This is a genomic window from Frischella perrara, from assembly GCF_000807275.1.
In the GTDB taxonomy this organism is placed as follows: Bacteria; Pseudomonadota; Gammaproteobacteria; order Enterobacterales; family Orbaceae; genus Frischella; species Frischella perrara.
In genome coordinates this window covers 64,958-80,615 of sequence record NZ_CP009056.1, presented here as the reverse complement: position 1 = coordinate 80,615, position 15,658 = coordinate 64,958, and the positions used below count along the sequence as shown (strand labels likewise).

The 15,658-nt window shown below is 35.2% G+C and carries 14 protein-coding genes; 10 read left to right on the top strand and 4 right to left on the bottom strand.

Annotated elements, in window-relative coordinates:
* The first annotated feature begins 1 nt into the window (after position 1).
* The 3 genes from lpxB (at position 2) to metA (ending at position 3,021) form a co-directional block, all read left to right on the top strand.
* Positions 2–1,162 carry a lipid-A-disaccharide synthase gene (gene lpxB / locus FPB0191_RS00330; protein ID WP_039103207.1) on the top strand — a complete coding sequence of 387 codons (1,161 nt, stop codon included), beginning with the start codon at positions 2–4 and terminating at the stop codon, positions 1,160–1,162.
* Positions 1,162–1,746 carry a ribonuclease HII gene (gene rnhB / locus FPB0191_RS00325; RefSeq protein ID WP_039103203.1) on the top strand — a complete coding sequence of 195 codons (585 nt, stop codon included), beginning with the start codon at positions 1,162–1,164 and terminating at the stop codon, positions 1,744–1,746. The genes lpxB and rnhB overlap by 1 nt, the downstream gene beginning before the upstream one ends.
* A gap of 345 nt (positions 1,747–2,091) precedes the next feature.
* Positions 2,092–3,021, top strand: coding sequence for a homoserine O-acetyltransferase MetA (gene metA, locus FPB0191_RS00320; RefSeq protein WP_039103199.1), 930 nt, complete (start codon positions 2,092–2,094; stop codon positions 3,019–3,021).
* Between the two features lie 96 nt (positions 3,022–3,117).
* Here metA and epmB read toward each other — a convergent pair whose 3' ends face one another.
* A complete protein-coding gene (gene epmB / locus FPB0191_RS00315) occupies positions 3,118–4,137 on the bottom strand; it encodes an EF-P beta-lysylation protein EpmB (RefSeq protein ID WP_039103197.1) in 1,020 nt (339 codons plus the stop codon).
* 35 nt (positions 4,138–4,172) lie between these two features.
* Between epmB and efp the strand changes: the two genes are divergently transcribed.
* Positions 4,173–4,739 carry an elongation factor P gene (gene efp / locus FPB0191_RS00310; protein ID WP_039103195.1) on the top strand — a complete coding sequence of 189 codons (567 nt, stop codon included), beginning with the start codon at positions 4,173–4,175 and terminating at the stop codon, positions 4,737–4,739.
* A gap of 87 nt (positions 4,740–4,826) precedes the next feature.
* Here efp and trmL read toward each other — a convergent pair whose 3' ends face one another.
* From trmL to FPB0191_RS00295, 3 genes are read right to left on the bottom strand one after another with little or no spacing between them, the layout of a single operon-like run.
* Positions 4,827–5,309 (bottom strand): tRNA (uridine(34)/cytosine(34)/5-carboxymethylaminomethyluridine(34)-2'-O)-methyltransferase TrmL, encoded by a 483-nt coding sequence (gene trmL / locus FPB0191_RS00305; RefSeq protein WP_039103191.1) that lies wholly within the window; start codon positions 5,307–5,309, stop codon positions 4,827–4,829.
* A 12-nt stretch (positions 5,310–5,321) separates the two neighbouring features.
* Positions 5,322–6,695, bottom strand: a complete 1,374-nt coding sequence (cpxA, locus tag FPB0191_RS00300; protein ID WP_039106354.1) for an envelope stress sensor histidine kinase CpxA — start codon at positions 6,693–6,695, stop codon at positions 5,322–5,324.
* Between the two features lie 39 nt (positions 6,696–6,734).
* On the bottom strand, positions 6,735–7,448 hold the full coding sequence (locus FPB0191_RS00295) for a response regulator (RefSeq protein ID WP_039103189.1): 714 nt from the start codon (positions 7,446–7,448) through the stop codon (positions 6,735–6,737).
* A 195-nt stretch (positions 7,449–7,643) separates the two neighbouring features.
* Between FPB0191_RS00295 and FPB0191_RS00290 the strand changes: the two genes are divergently transcribed.
* The 6 genes from FPB0191_RS00290 (at position 7,644) to prfB (ending at position 15,650) form a co-directional block, all read left to right on the top strand.
* Positions 7,644–8,549 carry a cation diffusion facilitator family transporter gene (locus FPB0191_RS00290; RefSeq protein WP_039103187.1) on the top strand — a complete coding sequence of 302 codons (906 nt, stop codon included), beginning with the start codon at positions 7,644–7,646 and terminating at the stop codon, positions 8,547–8,549.
* A 77-nt stretch (positions 8,550–8,626) separates the two neighbouring features.
* A complete protein-coding gene (pfkA, locus tag FPB0191_RS00285; RefSeq protein WP_039103185.1) occupies positions 8,627–9,589 on the top strand; it encodes a 6-phosphofructokinase in 963 nt (320 codons plus the stop codon).
* A 121-nt stretch (positions 9,590–9,710) separates the two neighbouring features.
* Positions 9,711–9,986 (top strand): GNAT family N-acetyltransferase, encoded by a 276-nt coding sequence (locus tag FPB0191_RS00280; RefSeq protein ID WP_039103183.1) that lies wholly within the window; start codon positions 9,711–9,713, stop codon positions 9,984–9,986.
* A 119-nt stretch (positions 9,987–10,105) separates the two neighbouring features.
* Complete coding sequence (gene gltX, locus FPB0191_RS00275; protein WP_039103181.1) at positions 10,106–11,530, top strand: glutamate--tRNA ligase; 1,425 nt, start codon at positions 10,106–10,108, stop codon at positions 11,528–11,530.
* Between the two features lie 545 nt (positions 11,531–12,075).
* Complete coding sequence (gene asnB / locus FPB0191_RS00270; RefSeq protein WP_039103179.1) at positions 12,076–13,749, top strand: asparagine synthase B; 1,674 nt, start codon at positions 12,076–12,078, stop codon at positions 13,747–13,749.
* 802 nt (positions 13,750–14,551) lie between these two features.
* Positions 14,552–15,650 (top strand): peptide chain release factor 2 gene (gene prfB / locus FPB0191_RS00265; RefSeq protein WP_110021820.1). Its coding sequence is split into 2 segments (ribosomal slippage): positions 14,552–14,626 and positions 14,628–15,650, totalling 1,098 coding nucleotides; the frame shifts between segments, so codons are not numbered across the junction.
* Positions 15,651–15,658: the final 8 nt, after the last annotated feature.

The window sequence follows — 15,658 nt, the reverse complement described above, 5'->3', positions numbered from 1 at the left end:
TATGACAATTAACCATCCTCAACCTACCCTTACTATCGCACTTGTTGCAGGTGAAACTTCTGGTGATATTCTTGGCGCTGGTTTAATACGTTCGTTAAAAGCGCATTATCCAAATATCAAATTCGTTGGTATTGCCGGTCCCAATATGCAAGCTGAAGGCTGCGAAGTATGGTATTCAATGGAAGAGTTATCCGTTATGGGAATTGTTGAAGTACTCGGTAAATTAAAACGTATCCTTGCTATTCGTAAACAGCTTACCCAAAGGCTTATAGCACTGAAACCTGATGTATTTATTGGAATTGATGCGCCTGATTTCAATCTTAGTCTGGAAGGAAAACTTAAACAAAATGGGATAAAAACCATTCATTATGTTAGCCCTTCGGTATGGGCATGGAAGCAAAAACGTGTCTATAAAATTAAACATAATACCAATTTAATTTTAACATTTTTACCTTTTGAAAAGGTCTTTTACGATAAATACTCAGTGCCGTGTCAATTTATCGGTCATAAAATGGCAGATGATATCGCTCTCAATCCAGATCAGGCTAAAATTAGATCGCAACTCAATATACCGTCAAATGTAAACGTTTTATCATTATTACCAGGTAGCCGTCATGCAGAAGTGACACTTTTATCTGAACCATTCATCAAAGCTGTACAATTAATTAAACAAACGATCCCTAATTTATATGTACTTGTGCCTTTGGTTAATGCTAAACGACGTCAAGAATTCGAAAAAATTAAATCGCAAATTGCACCTGATTTAGAATTACATTTGCTTGATGGTCAAGCTCGTGAAGCGATGATCGCCAGTGATGCTGCGATATTAGCATCCGGCACTGTAGCTTTAGAATGTATGCTAGCAAAATGCCCAATGGTTGTAGGGTATAAAATGAAACCTTTTACTTTCTGGTTAGCAAAAAAATTAGTTAAAACTAAATATGTGTCATTACCCAATATCTTAGCAGGAAAAGCCATTGTACCTGAATTGTTACAAAATGATTGCACTCCTGAAAATATCGCTAAACAAATCCTACCATTGCTAACAGGTGATAATACTGTCTTAAAACAAACTTTTTTAACATTACACCAACAAATTCGTTGTCATGCCGATGAGCAGGCTGCTAAAGCTGTTTTAGATGTTATAGGAGTAAATCATTAATGTTTATCTATCCCGATGTAAGTTTCATAGCTGGTGTTGATGAGGTTGGCAGAGGCCCATTATGTGGTGATGTCGTTACCGCAGCGGTTATTTTAGACCCCAATAATCCTATTGAAGGTCTAGCAGACTCAAAAAAATTAAGTGAAAAAAAACGTGAATATCTTTTTGAAGTGATTAAAGAAAAAGCCTTAGCTTGGAATATCGCTCGAGCTTCCGTTTCAGAAATTGATCAGCTCAATATTTTACATGCCACAATGTTAGCAATGCAAAGAGCAGTAGCTGGATTATCGATTAAACCCAATTTAGTCTTGGTTGATGGTAATCGTGCACCTGATTTTGGTATTGCTGCCCAAGCGGTAGTAAAAGGCGACAGCTTAGTTCAGGAAATTGGCGCAGCATCAATTCTGGCTAAGGTGACTCGTGATCGAGAAATGGCAGAACTTGATAAGATTTACCCACAATATGGCTTAAGCAAACATAAAGGTTATCCGACTCAAGCCCATCTTGCAGCCATTATTGAACATGGTGTTAACGATATCTATCGTAAAAGTTTCGCGCCAGTAAAACGACTATTAACAACTTAGTCGTTATATTTCGCGATCTTTAATTTGTAATGCATTAATGATTAATATGGTGTTGCTACAATGATTCAAAAAGGAGATAAAGCAAATAAAATCTCAAATTTAATCATAATGCATCATTTTTATCATTAGACTACACATAAATACCCATTTAACAAATTATCCTACTAATGTTCGCACAAAAAAGTTAAGTAATTTTTCACTTAACTCATTATTAAATTAATAAAGTGCGACCAAATCTACAATTCTTAAAAACGAAAATATTTTACTACTCGACAAAGAAATTAAAAACCGATATATTTAGATATCTAGACGTCTAAAAATATATAAGGATGGAGGAGCTTAATTATGCCAATTTGTATCCCTGATACATTACCTGCTGTTGATGTACTACGTAATGAGAATATCTTTGTTATGGCATCGAGCCGAGCTCAAAGTCAAGAGATTCGTCCTTTAAAAGTTTTATTTCTTAATTTAATGCCAAAAAAAATTGAAACTGAAAATCAATTTCTTCGATTACTTTCCAATTCATCATTGCAAGTCGACATTCAATTATTACGGATCGATCAACGCTCTTCAAAAAATACGCCAACTGAGCATCTTAACAGTTTCTATTGTGATTTTGAGGATATTAAAGAGCAAAATTTTGATGGATTAATTATTACAGGTGCTCCGCTAGGAAAAGTCTCTTTTGATGATGTAATTTATTGGTCAAAATTAAAAGAAATAATCTTATGGGCAAAAGAACATGTAACCTCAACTTTATTCGTATGTTGGGCTGTACAGGCTGCTTTAAATATCCTATATGGCTTACCTAAGATGACTCGTGAACAGAAATTATCTGGTGTTTATTCACACAATATTACACATCCGCAAGCCACCTTAACTCGAGGTTTTGATGATTCCTTTTTAGCACCGCATTCACGTTATGCTGATTTTCCTAGCGACGTTATTCGCGATAAAACCGATCTAATTATCCTTGCCGAATCAGAAATAACCGGTGCTTATCTCATGGCAACCAAGGATAGACGAATGGCATTTGTAACAGGTCACCCGGAATATGACTCTTTCACTTTAGCTAATGAATATTTCCGTGATATTCAAGCAGGTATAAATCCAACAATTCCAGAAAATTATTTTCCAGAGAACAATCCTCAACTCGAACCTAAAGCAAAATGGCGTAGTCATGCTTATTTATTATTTAGTAATTGGTTAAACTACTATGTTTACCAGTTAACACCTTATGATTTGAAAACTCGTAATTTAACTATTGATTGATATCTCTTTATCAATTTAACGATACTCGCCCTATTTTATTTATATTATGAATAGGGCTTATTTATTCGATAAAAATTATCGACCCAAATTAAATCATTAATAAGGTAAAACGCGTTTATTACTTTCCCCTCCCACTTCACGTGCGAGCTTAGGCACTAAATAACCGGATACTTGAGCGGCTAATTGACGCATTAATTGTTGAGCTGTTTTATCATCAACAAAAAAATGTGCTGCTCCTTGTACTTTATCCAAGACATGAATGTAATAAGGTAATATACCGGCTGTAAATAATTGATTACTTAAATTCGCTAGAACTTTAGCACTATCATTAATATTCTTGAGTAATACACTTTGATTAAGTAAAGTCACGTTATGCTGCTTGAGTTTATGCATCGCATTAATAACAGACTGATCAATTTCATTAGGATGATTAATGTGGGTTACTAAAATAATATCCAGACGACTCTTTTCCAATAATTGGCATAATTTATCAGTGATTCTATTAGGAATCACCACTGCTAAACGACTATGGATACGTAAACGTTTAATATGAGGAATCGCTTCAAGATGAGTTATGAATTGAGCTAATTCATGATCTTTTGCCATAAGGGGATCCCCCCCTGATAAAATGATTTCATTAAGTTCTGTATGTTCAGCAATGTAAGCTAATATCTGGGTAATATTATTTTTACTACCTTGATTCATTTGATAGGGAAAATGGCGACGAAAACAATAACGGCAATTAATTGCACAATTCGTCTTCATAATTAATAATGCTCGATTACGATATTTATGTAGTAATCCGGGTATCGTGTTATTTTGTTCTTCAAGAGGATCAGTACTATAGCCATCAGCAATGATCATTTCCTTTTCACTACATAAAACCTGTCGCAGTAGTGGATCATTAGGATCACCTTTTTTAATTCGGTTTACGAATGTCAACGGCACCCGCAATGCAAATTGCTTTTTTGCTTGCAACATTGCATGAGTGATCGCTAATTCATCAAGATCCAATATTTTTAAAAGATCAGATAAATCAGTGACAACATTATTGAGATCGGAAATCCAAGTATCTCTGATTGTTTGCTTAGTATTTTGCTGTATAATGTGGCTCATTTTGTTCAGTATTCAGAATTTTTTGGGAGCTTTTTATGGCATCTTATAGTACAAGTGAGTTTAAAGCGGGTCTTAAAATAATGCAAGATGGTGAACCTTGTGTTATCGTCGAAAATGAGTTTTATAAACCCGGTAAAGGTCAAGCACTAAACCGTGTGAAAATTAAAAAATTATTATCCGGTAAAACCGTTGATAAAACATTTAAATCAGGTGAATCAGTTGAAGCTGCTGATGTTATGGATATGAACTTAACCTATCTATATACCGATGGTGAATTCTGGCACTTCATGAATAACGAAACATTTGAACAATTATCTGCTGATGCAAAAGCGGTGGGTGATAATGCAAAATGGTTAGTTGAGCAAGCTGATTGTGTTTTAACTTTATGGAATGGTCAACCAATCGCGGTTACGCCACCTAACTTCGTCGAATTAGAAGTCGTTGAGACTGATCCAGGTCTTAAAGGTGATACAGCGGGTACGGGTGGTAAACCTGCTACATTATCAACTGGCGCTGTAGTACGTGTACCATTATTCGTGCAAATTGGGGAAGTGTTAAAAGTTGATACGCGTTCTGGGGAATATGTTTCACGCGTGAAATAATCGCTTGATAGCGTTCTATTCATTTCATTAATAAAAAACCGCAAACGTGGCGGTTTTTTTATTGATTAAATGACTTTTTAATTCGAATTAATCTTTAGCTCCCGAGTATCCTAATTGCCGCCACGATTCGTAAATAGCGACTGCAACAGAATTTGATAAATTCATACTTCGGCTTTCCGCTAACATTGGGATACGAATTCTCTGTTCTGGTGATAATTTGTCTAAAATAGTTGTCGGTAAACCTCGAGTTTCTGGTCCAAAAATCAGATAATCTCCGTGCTGGTAGCTAACTTGGCTATGGGGCTTTGAACCTTTCGTTGTCATACCAAACATTCGACAAGATTCAATCAGTGATAATTGATTATCTTGGAGAAACTGTTCAAAATTTTTATAACGTTTAACTTCAACAAATTCATGATAATCAAGCCCGGCACGTCGCAACTTCTTATCATCCCAGAAAAAACCCATAGGCTCTATTATATGCAAATGATAACCAGTATTAGCACACAAGCGAATAATATTCCCCGTATTAGCAGGAATTTCTGGTTCAAAAAGTACAATGTTTAACACAATTATTCTCTTTTAAAGATTTTTAAATAGTGGTAATTTTATCACAATTCTTAAACCACCTAGATGGCTTTTCTCTGCATAGACTTCGCCATGATCGCGTGTAACAGCATTAGCAACAATTGCTAATCCTAGTCCTGCACCACCCGATTCTCGATCTCTAGCCTCACTAGTACGATAGAAAGTTCTAAAAATTTGCTTAAATTCATCATTGGCTACACCGGGTCCATCATCATCAATAGTTATTTTTAATTGGTGCTCGTTAACTGAAAAATTGACAACTATAAATTGATGTGAATAACGAAACGCATTACGAATCACATTTTCTAAGGCACTACATAATGATTCGGGATAACATAATAGCCAATCGGATGGTAATGTTGAAATAATCAATGTCTTATGTAATTGCTCAGATTCAAAACGAGCATTATTTAATACTGTCTGCCATAACTTGTCTATTTGACAAGGCATTTGAACCTGATTACATGCATAGCGATGGCGAGCAAGAGAAAGTAAATCTCCTATCATCGAATCTAATTTATTTGCTTCTAGCTCAATACGTTTTGTCTCATTTGTTTCACCATATTTAAGATGTGATAAGGAAACAGCTAATTTTAGACGTGTTAATGGTGTCCTAAGCTCATGTGAAATATCCGACAATAAACGCTGTTGTAAATCTTGCATACGTTTCAATTCACGGAGCATATGATTAAAACTCATACCGGCTGCTTTAAATTCTAGAGATCCGGTAGTTTCAAGTTCTGGCCATTCTTGAATCTCACCTCTCGCAACCTTATCGGCAGCCATTTTTAACTTTCTTGCTGGTTTAGCTAAACTCCACGATAACCATAATAAAAAAGGAGTACTCACTAACATAGTTAACGTTAATAACAGCAAAGGATTATCAAAAATGAAATTCACAAATTGTAACTGACCATTAATTTCTGTTTGAATAATATACAAATGATAAACTTCATCACCATAATGAAGGGGAAAAGGACCAATAACTTCTTGCAAGTCATAGATCTTCTTAGCCGGCTTTTTTAATGATTTAGTTAATTCATTAAAATTGCGGACAATATCAATATTAACTGTATCAGAAGCTATGATCTGATCATTTGGCGTGACAACATAGAGGAATTGCCCTGGATAATGTAATTTATCCATAATAACAATAAGGCTCATCCACCAACGAAATTTATTTTTGGGAATGTGAGGTAATTCATTTTTAATTGAATTAGCGATCATCATTCCCATCTTTTTTTCTTTACTTGATAAATAAGTTAAATTTCTGGAATCAAGATTTGGAATTGTAATAATCAAAACCAGAAAAAATGAGATAGTTAACAAAAAGATCGTAAAGATTCTTATTGTTAACCTATCAAATATCCACATGATACAAAAACCTATATGTGAAAATAATTATTATCAGGTATCCTGTTCCGCATCCATTACGAATTGATACCCTCTAGAACGTAGAGTCTTAATCCACGGTAATCCTTGTGGACGAGGAGGCAATTTTTTTCTTAAATTTGAAACATGAACATCAATTGAACGAGCAAATGGTAAAAATTCTTTACCTAATACCGACTTACTAAGTACTTCGCGTGACATAATATTACCTTTTTGCTCTAATAATTTTAGTAATATTTGAAATTCAGTACCTGTTAATTCGATTTGCTTTTGATTGTAATAAACAACTTGCCAACGTACATTTATTTCCAACCCGTCAACTTCATATTTTAATAGTGAATTTTCACTTAATTCTGTAGAACTATCCCACAATTTCCGTCTTAATGTGGCGCGAATTCGTGCAATTAGTTCACGATCATTGAAAGGTTTAATAATATAATCATCTGCGCCTAATTCCAAGCCTATAATTTTATCTAGGTCATTGTCCTTAGCAGTGAGAAGAATAACAGGAACTGTATACCTTCTCCTGATTTCTGTTAATGCACTGAAACCGTTATCTCCCGGCATCATGACATCTAACAGTACGAGATCAATCGTATTATTAATTTTGTCTAAAGCTTCCTTTCCAGAATGAGCAATTTCAATGATAAATCCTTCTAATTCCAATAATTCCTTAAGTAACGTTACAATTTCAATATCGTCATCAACTAGCAGTAATTTTTTATTCATTATTATCCTCTGCAAAAATTTCATTTATTATTGAATATGCTAACTACTTCTGTTTAACACAGTAGCATGTATATATATTATATAGATTAAATCGTTGATTTGAAAATAAAATGATCAATTTTAAATAAAAAACAATGTATTTATGTTAGTATAAGTGTGTTAAAAAATCTCAAAATCAACCCCAAAGAGTAATTGATGAATTTAATCTATGATAGGCTTGTTAAGCGATCAACGACCTTTTCAATATGCTTTGCATTATTATTAATTGCAATAAAATTTGTATCTTGGTGGATCACCGACTCTTACAGTTTATTAGTGTCATTATTCGACTCATCAATGGATTTTTTGGCTTCTGGTTTAAATTTCATTCTAATTCGTTACGCCTTGAAACCGCCTGATGATGATCATCTTTTTGGTCATGGTAAAGCTGAATCATTAGCTGCTCTGGCACAAAGTGCTTTTATTATTGGCTCAGTTATATTTCTGTTATTTAATAGTATTAAGTTAGTGATTCATCCAACGCCGGTGAATTATCCCATCGTTGGTATTATTATTTCGTCTGTCTCCACCGTATTAACGTTTGCGTTAGTTTCCTATCAACGCCATGTAATCAAACTAACAGGTAGTAATGCAATTGAAGCCGATATGTTACATTACTCGGCAGATCTACTCATGAATATTGCCGTAATTATCGCATTAAGTTTAAGTTGGATTGGAATCGTTTACGCTGATGGGGTTCTAGCACTACTTATTGGCGGTTACATTTTCTTCCATGCAATAAAAATAATGTTTGTTGCACTTCAAGATTTATTGGATAAAGCACTCCCCGAATCAGACAATCAAAAAATTTACGAATTAGCAATGTCATTTAGCGATATTCACGGCGTACATGATATAAAAACCCGCCGTTCTGGCCCCATCACTTTTGTTCAATTACATATTGAATTAGATGATAATATGCCACTAGTTAAAGCACATGCCATCGCAGATAAACTAGAAAAAATGGTTGCTAATCAATTCTCCCCTGCGGAAGTTATTGTTCATCAAGACCCCATTTCTGTGGTGGCAAATGAAAAAGTTGGACTTCAAAAATTTAAATAACCAGCATTGATTTCTATTGTTAGTGCGTGCTTATACTTTTATAATAAACTCAGTCAAATAATTGAAGGTACTTTAATATGATAAAAAAAATAGGTGTACTAACTAGTGGTGGCGATGCTCCTGGAATGAACGCAGCAATTCGAGGTGTTGTCCGAACAGCCTTAACCGAAGGATTGGAAGTGTATGGTATTGAAGATGGTTACCTCGGTTTATATGAAAACCGCATTAGGAAACTTGAACGCCATAGTGTGTCAGATGTCATCACCCGTGGGGGTACTTTCTTAGGCTCAGCACGTTTCCCTGAATTTAAAGAAAAAGAAACGCGCAAAGTTGCTATTGAAAACCTAAGAAAAAATGGTATTGATGCATTAGTCGTCATTGGTGGTGATGGTTCTTATATGGGAGCAATGCGCTTAACCGAAGAGGGATTTCCTTGTATTGGTTTACCAGGCACGATTGATAATGATATTCGTGGTACTGACTACACAATCGGTTACTTTACCGCACTTCAAACTGCTGTTGAAGCAATTGACCGCTTACGAGATACTTGCTCATCACATCACCGTATTTCAGTGATTGAAATCATGGGTCGTGGCTGTGGTGATCTAACCTTAAATGCAGCGGTTGCCGGTGGTTGTGAATTTATGATTATCCCTGAAATCACATGTACTAAAGAAGATCTCATTCAAGAGATTAAACTCGGCTTTGATAAAGGGAAAAAACACGCTATTGTTGCTGTTACTGAACTTATGTTAGATGTGAATCAACTCGCCAAAGATATTCAAGATGCAGTTGGTCATGAAACACGTGCAACAGTACTGGGTCATGTTCAACGTGGTGGTTCTCCTGTTCCTTACGATCGTATTTTAGGATCTCGTATGGGCGCGTATGCCGTAGAACTTCTTTTACAAGGTCATGGTGGTCGTTGTATAGGAATCCAAAATGGTAAACTTGCACACCACGATATTATTGATGCCATTAACAATATGAAGCGTCCATTTGATATGGATTTGTTTAATACAGCTAAACGTTTGTTTTAAAACTACTCTGTATACAAACTAGCCCAGAGATTGTTACTTCATTATATTTGATAAGAGTGGATGGTTTTCTATCCACTTTTATGTTTTAGTATTTAACTCTAGTCAATGAAGGAGAAAATATATGCAATTTTTAGCTGGTGATAATCGTTTCTATGTACCCAATCCTGATGGTGGTGAGGATATCGCCGAAATTACGTATACTCTAATAGGTAATGATAAAGCTTCAATTGATCATACTTTCGTTAATGTCAATTATCGTGGGCAAGGAATTGCTGATCGTTTGTTCGATTTAGTGATCGAAGAAATGCGCAAGCAACATCGTAAAGTGATTCCAGTTTGTTCATATGCTGTAAGGAAATTTGAACGAGATAATCAACTTCAATCCATCAAAGCATAATTTCTATATCAAATAATACATATCTAAGACGGAAGATTTTCTTTACCGTCTTTTATTGCTCAATCGCTTGATCATGATAAAATAGCCAGCTATCGCTTATCGTAGCAGGAATTATTTTCATGAAAGTAAAAACTCGTTTTGCCCCTAGTCCTACTGGCTATTTACATGTTGGTGGTGCACGTACTGCACTCTATTCTTGGCTTTATTCTCGTCATGCTAATGGTACGTTTGTATTACGTATTGAAGATACTGATTTAGAACGGTCAACACCAGAAGCCATTGAAGCGATAATGGAAGGTATGAACTGGTTACAACTATCATGGGATGAAGGTCCATTTTACCAAACTAAACGCTTTGACCGTTACAATAAAGTCATTGATGAAATGATAGAAAATGGTACGGCATATCGTTGTTATTGTTCAAAAGAACGTTTAGAGAAGCTACGCGAAGAGCAAATGGCGCGTGGAGAAAAAGCACGTTATGATGGACATTGTCGCTGTAAAAGTGTTCAAAAAACACACTCTGTAGACGAACCTCATGTTGTCCGTTTCGCTAATCCTATAGATGGCGTTGTGATATTTAATGATCTTATTCGCGGTCCTATCGAGATTGCGAATAAGGAACTTGATGATCTCATTATCCGCCGTACTGATGGATCACCAACTTATAATTTTTGTGTTGTTGTTGATGATTGGGATATGGAAATCACTCATGTTATTCGTGGTGAAGACCATATCAATAATACACCTCGTCAAATCAATATACTAAAAGCACTCGGTGCCCCATTACCACAATATGGTCATGTATCAATGATTTTAGGTGATGATGGACAAAAACTATCTAAACGCCACGGTGCAGTAAGCGTTATGCAGTATCGTGATGATGGTTATTTACCTGAAGCTCTTCTCAATTATCTCGTTCGCTTAGGTTGGTCGCATGGTGATCAAGAAATTTTCAGTGTTCCAGAGATGATCGAATATTTCACTCTTGATGCGGTGAGTCGTTCTGCTAGCGCCTTTAATACTGAAAAGTTATTATGGTTAAATCACCATTATATTAACCATTTAGATGCTGATTATGTTGCACAGCATTTAGTTTGGCATATGAATCAACAAGGTTATGATTTAACTCAAGGTCCGGATCTCATTACTATTATCAAATTATTTGGTGAGCGATCTAAAACCTTAAAAGAAATGGCTCAGTCATGTGCTTACTGTTATCAAGATTTCTCTGATTTTGATGCCGATGCAGCGAAAAAGCATCTACGCCTTGTTGCTAAAGAGCCATTAGAACTTGCGAAAACTAAACTACAAGCGATTGCTGATTTCGATTGGGAAATAGAAAAAATTCATCAAACTATTCAAGCAACCGCAGATGAACTAAATGTTGGTATGGGAAAAGTTGGTATGCCATTGCGGGTTGCCGTTACGGGTATGGGTCAATCCCCTTCTGTAGATGCAACCATTTTTGCTGTTGGTAAACAACGTACTTTAGCTCGAATTGACAAAGCATTAGCTTATATTGCAAACAGAGCCGAGCAATAATATTCGTCATATACTGAGCATTTAATAAAGTATTCGCACCAATATGGTGCGAATCAACTTACCATAACATATTAAAACTGCTGCTACCATTCATCATATATTGATAAGCCTTAAATTATTATCGCCTTAATGAACTTTAATTAATTCGTTGAATATAATAAATATTTTATGATTTATCCCTTTACTTAAGGTATGATGTGTTACTTTTTTTAGCAACAAATCAGTTAAATTGATGTTTTTATCTTGTTTTTGTGGTAAAGATCTCATATTTTAATATCGTTATATTACATAACAATTTATAGTCTTTAACCGTTTTGGCATGTTATTTGCAAAACTAAATTGTGATTCATCTTCGACTATAAATAGTTTAGAAGATTAATTTAGTAGTGATTAAATAACGAAATAAACAAACGCCTAGTTGTTTATTTCTAACATTAGCTAGTCTAAAAAAATAGTTACAATTATTACTATTTTGAAGATTGTAACTCAATATTTATTATAAGATTTTAATTTGCCTATTTGGCAAGACTTAATGGAGAAACTCAATGTGTTCGATTCTTGGTATCCTTGATATTAAATCAGATCCACAAACACTACGAACGAAAGCATTAGAACTATCAAGTTTAATGCGACATCGTGGTCCGGATTGGTCTGGTATTTTTGCCTCTGATAAAGCTATCCTTGCTCATGAACGTCTATCAATTGTTGACGTAAATACCGGAGCTCAACCACTTTACAATAAAGATAAAACCTTAGTGTTAGCTGTGAATGGCGAAATTTATAATCATCAAGAGCTTCGAAATAAGTACAAAGATCGTTATGAGTTTCAAACAGGATCAGACTGTGAAGTTATTTTAGCTATATATCAAGAAAAAGGGATTCATGGTCTTGATGAATTACAAGGGATGTTTGCCTTTGTTCTGTATGATATTAACAATGATAGCTATTTTATAGGTCGTGATCACATTGGTATTATCCCAATGTATACAGGTCATGATGAACATGGCACATTTTATGTTGCTTCTGAAATGAAGGCATTAGTGCCAATTTGTAAAACAATCAATGCATTTCCACCGGGTTGCTATTTATCCAGTACTGAAGGTGAAATTAAATCCTACTATCAACGTGATTGGATGGATTACGATAATGTCAAAGACAATAAGACCAATATTAACGAATTACGCATAGCATTAGAAGAGTCTGTAAAAAGTCACCTTATGTCTGATGTACCTTATGGGGTATTATTATCAGGCGGACTTGACTCTTCCGTAATATCAGCTATTACCAAAAAATTCTCCGCTCGTCGAGTTGAAGATCAAGAAAAATCTGAAGCTTGGTGGCCACAGTTACATTCATTTGCAGTGGGTCTAAAAGGTGCTCCTGATCTTAAAGCAGCTCAATCTGTTGCAGATCATTTAGGTACTGTTCATCATGAAATTAACTTTACTATTCAAGAAGGTATTGATGCAATTCGTGATGTTATTTACTTTATTGAAACTTATGATGTAACCACTATTCGCGCTTCCACGCCAATGTACCTAATGGCAAGAAAGATCAAAGCGATGGGTATTAAAATGGTTTTATCTGGTGAAGGTGCTGATGAAGTATTCGGTGGTTACCTTTACTTCCATAAAGCTCCTAATGCTAAAGAATTCCATGAAGAAACAGTGCGTAAATTAGCTGCATTACATATGTATGATTGTGCACGAGCCAATAAAGCTATGGCTGCTTGGGGCGTTGAAGCACGTGTTCCATTCTTAGATAAGAAATTCTTAGATGTCGCTATGCGCATTAATCCTAAAGATAAAATGTGTGGTAGCAATGGCAAAATGGAAAAACACATTGTTCGTGAAGCTTTTGAATCGTATCTACCTGCATCTGTAGTGTGGCGCCAAAAAGAGCAATTTTCCGATGGAGTTGGTTATAGTTGGATCGATACATTGAAAGAAATTGCTGAAAGCAAAATCACTGATCAGCAACTAGAAAACGCAAAATTCCGTTTTCCATACAATACGCCAACCACTAAAGAAGCATATATGTATAGAGAGATTTTCGATGAACTCTTTCCTATACCAAGTGCTGCTGAATGTGTACCCGGTGGTCCATCTGTTGCATGTTCTACAGCTAAAGCAATTGAATGGGATGAGGCTTTCAAGAATCTTAATGACCCATCAGGTCGTGCTGCGGTTGGCGTACATAATGATGCTTACAAAAAATAGCATTCTTTATTAACTAAATGTACGAATAATCGCTTCGAATGATGGCTGTTTAATAAAAAGAACGCATTAATTAGTTCTTAATATCGTTAAAATCCATAATTATTTAAACTAATTATGGATTTTTTTATCGTCGTATTTTAATGATTTCTCACTCTAATTAAACACATCTAAAAACCAGTAACCATTTGAGTCAGTAACTTTTATTATCTATTGTTTAAATTACATGCTGCTCCATTATCACTTTAAACAATGTAGAATGTAGGTATAGCCATTGAGTTTTAATATTCTGGTTTTGTTACTCGAAAAATATTCAACAAGCTTGAACGCTGCGGATATCACGGTAAAATTTCATTGGGTTATACAAGACCATTGAACTTGAAATGTTAATCTTCACTAAATCATCAACATTAAATCAATGAACGACATAGCAATTAATATCAAAATGGTAATGACGATTAAATTTAAGCGTCTTGATAAAAATATCTGCCCGTAACCATTGAGACGGTTTATCACTAATAATTTATCAACTGCTGATATAATTTGTTTGATGAATGGAAGAACTGTCTTTAACAACATAAATTATAGATTCAGTATTGGACATTAATTTTCAGTACCAATCATAGGTTAGTGTTCATAAAAAACTAATATAATCGCTTAAAAATAACAAAACATCATGGACTTTGCTTTCTTATTTTAATTGCCGATTGCCAAATTAAGTTCTTTAATTTTATTGCTTATTTAGGCATTATTCCGTTAAAATGTTGCGCTATCACTCAATTTTCAGATTTTTAATTTAAAACTCATGTTTGAAATAAATCCAGTCAGGAATAAAATCACAGAACTTACTGAAAGAACCGCTGTTATACGGGGGTATCTTTGACTATGAAACGAAGAAAGAACGTCTCGAAGAAGTTAATGGCGAACTCGAACAGGCGGACGTTTGGGCTAATCCAGAAAAAGCACAATCGCTCGGTAAAGAACGAGTTGCATTAGAAGAGATAATCAATACTATTGATACCTTAACACAAGGTATTGATGACGTTGAAGGATTATTAGAACTAGCCATTGAAGCCGATGATCTTGACACTTTTAATGAAACCACTGACGAATTAAATCAACTTGAAACCAAACTAGCGAAGTTGGAGTTTCGCCGTATGTTTTCCGGGGATTATGATAGTGCAGATTGTTATTTGGATATTCAATCTGGTTCTGGTGGAACAGAAGCGCAGGATTGGGCAGAAATGCTTTTGCGTATGTATTTACGATGGGCGGAAGCAAAAGGATTTTCGACTGAAGTAATGGAAGTGTCTGATGGTGATGTTGCTGGAATTAAATCAGCGACTATTCGTGTTGCTGGGGACTATGCTTTTGGCTGGTTAAGAACTGAAACAGGAGTGCATCGTTTAGTCCGTAAAAGTCCTTTTGACTCTGGAAATCGTAGACATACCTCTTTTGCTTCTGTCTTTGTTTACCCTGAGATCGATGACAATATTGATATCGACATTAATCCTGCTGATCTACGTATAGATGTTTATCGTGCTTCTGGAGCAGGTGGCCAACATGTTAACCGAACAGAATCAGCCGTTCGTATTACCCATATCCCTACGGGTATTGTGACCCAATGTCAGAATAATCGTTCACAACACAGCAATAAAGATCAAGCAATGAAGCAATTAAAAGCGAAATTGTATGAATTAGAAATGCAAAAGAAAAATGCCGAAAGGCAACAAATGGAAGATAATAAGTCAGATATTGGTTGGGGTAGCCAGATTCGTTCTTATGTACTTGACGATTCACGCATCAAGGATCTACGCACCGGTGTGGAAACACGTAATACACAAGCCGTTCTTGATGGCGATTTGGATCAATTCATTGAAGAGAGTTTAAAAGCAGGACTATAAACAGTTTA

What these genes read in the sequence shown, in the direction of transcription:
- FPB0191_RS00295 (WP_039103189.1), bottom strand. Translation starts at nt 7,448, where the DNA reads ATGAATAAAAAATTACTGCTAGTTGATGACGATATTGAAATTGTAACG.
- gltX (WP_039103181.1), top strand. Translation starts at nt 10,106, where the DNA reads ATGAAAGTAAAAACTCGTTTTGCCCCTAGTCCTACTGGCTATTTACAT.
- rnhB (WP_039103203.1), top strand. Translation starts at nt 1,162, where the DNA reads ATGTTTATCTATCCCGATGTAAGTTTCATAGCTGGTGTTGATGAGGTT.
- FPB0191_RS00290 (WP_039103187.1), top strand. Translation starts at nt 7,644, where the DNA reads ATGAATTTAATCTATGATAGGCTTGTTAAGCGATCAACGACCTTTTCA.
- pfkA (WP_039103185.1), top strand. Translation starts at nt 8,627, where the DNA reads ATGATAAAAAAAATAGGTGTACTAACTAGTGGTGGCGATGCTCCTGGA.
- FPB0191_RS00280 (WP_039103183.1), top strand. Translation starts at nt 9,711, where the DNA reads ATGCAATTTTTAGCTGGTGATAATCGTTTCTATGTACCCAATCCTGAT.
- metA (WP_039103199.1), top strand. Translation starts at nt 2,092, where the DNA reads ATGCCAATTTGTATCCCTGATACATTACCTGCTGTTGATGTACTACGT.
- epmB (WP_039103197.1), bottom strand. Translation starts at nt 4,137, where the DNA reads ATGAGCCACATTATACAGCAAAATACTAAGCAAACAATCAGAGATACT.
- efp (WP_039103195.1), top strand. Translation starts at nt 4,173, where the DNA reads ATGGCATCTTATAGTACAAGTGAGTTTAAAGCGGGTCTTAAAATAATG.
- lpxB (WP_039103207.1), top strand. Translation starts at nt 2, where the DNA reads ATGACAATTAACCATCCTCAACCTACCCTTACTATCGCACTTGTTGCA.
- asnB (WP_039103179.1), top strand. Translation starts at nt 12,076, where the DNA reads ATGTGTTCGATTCTTGGTATCCTTGATATTAAATCAGATCCACAAACA.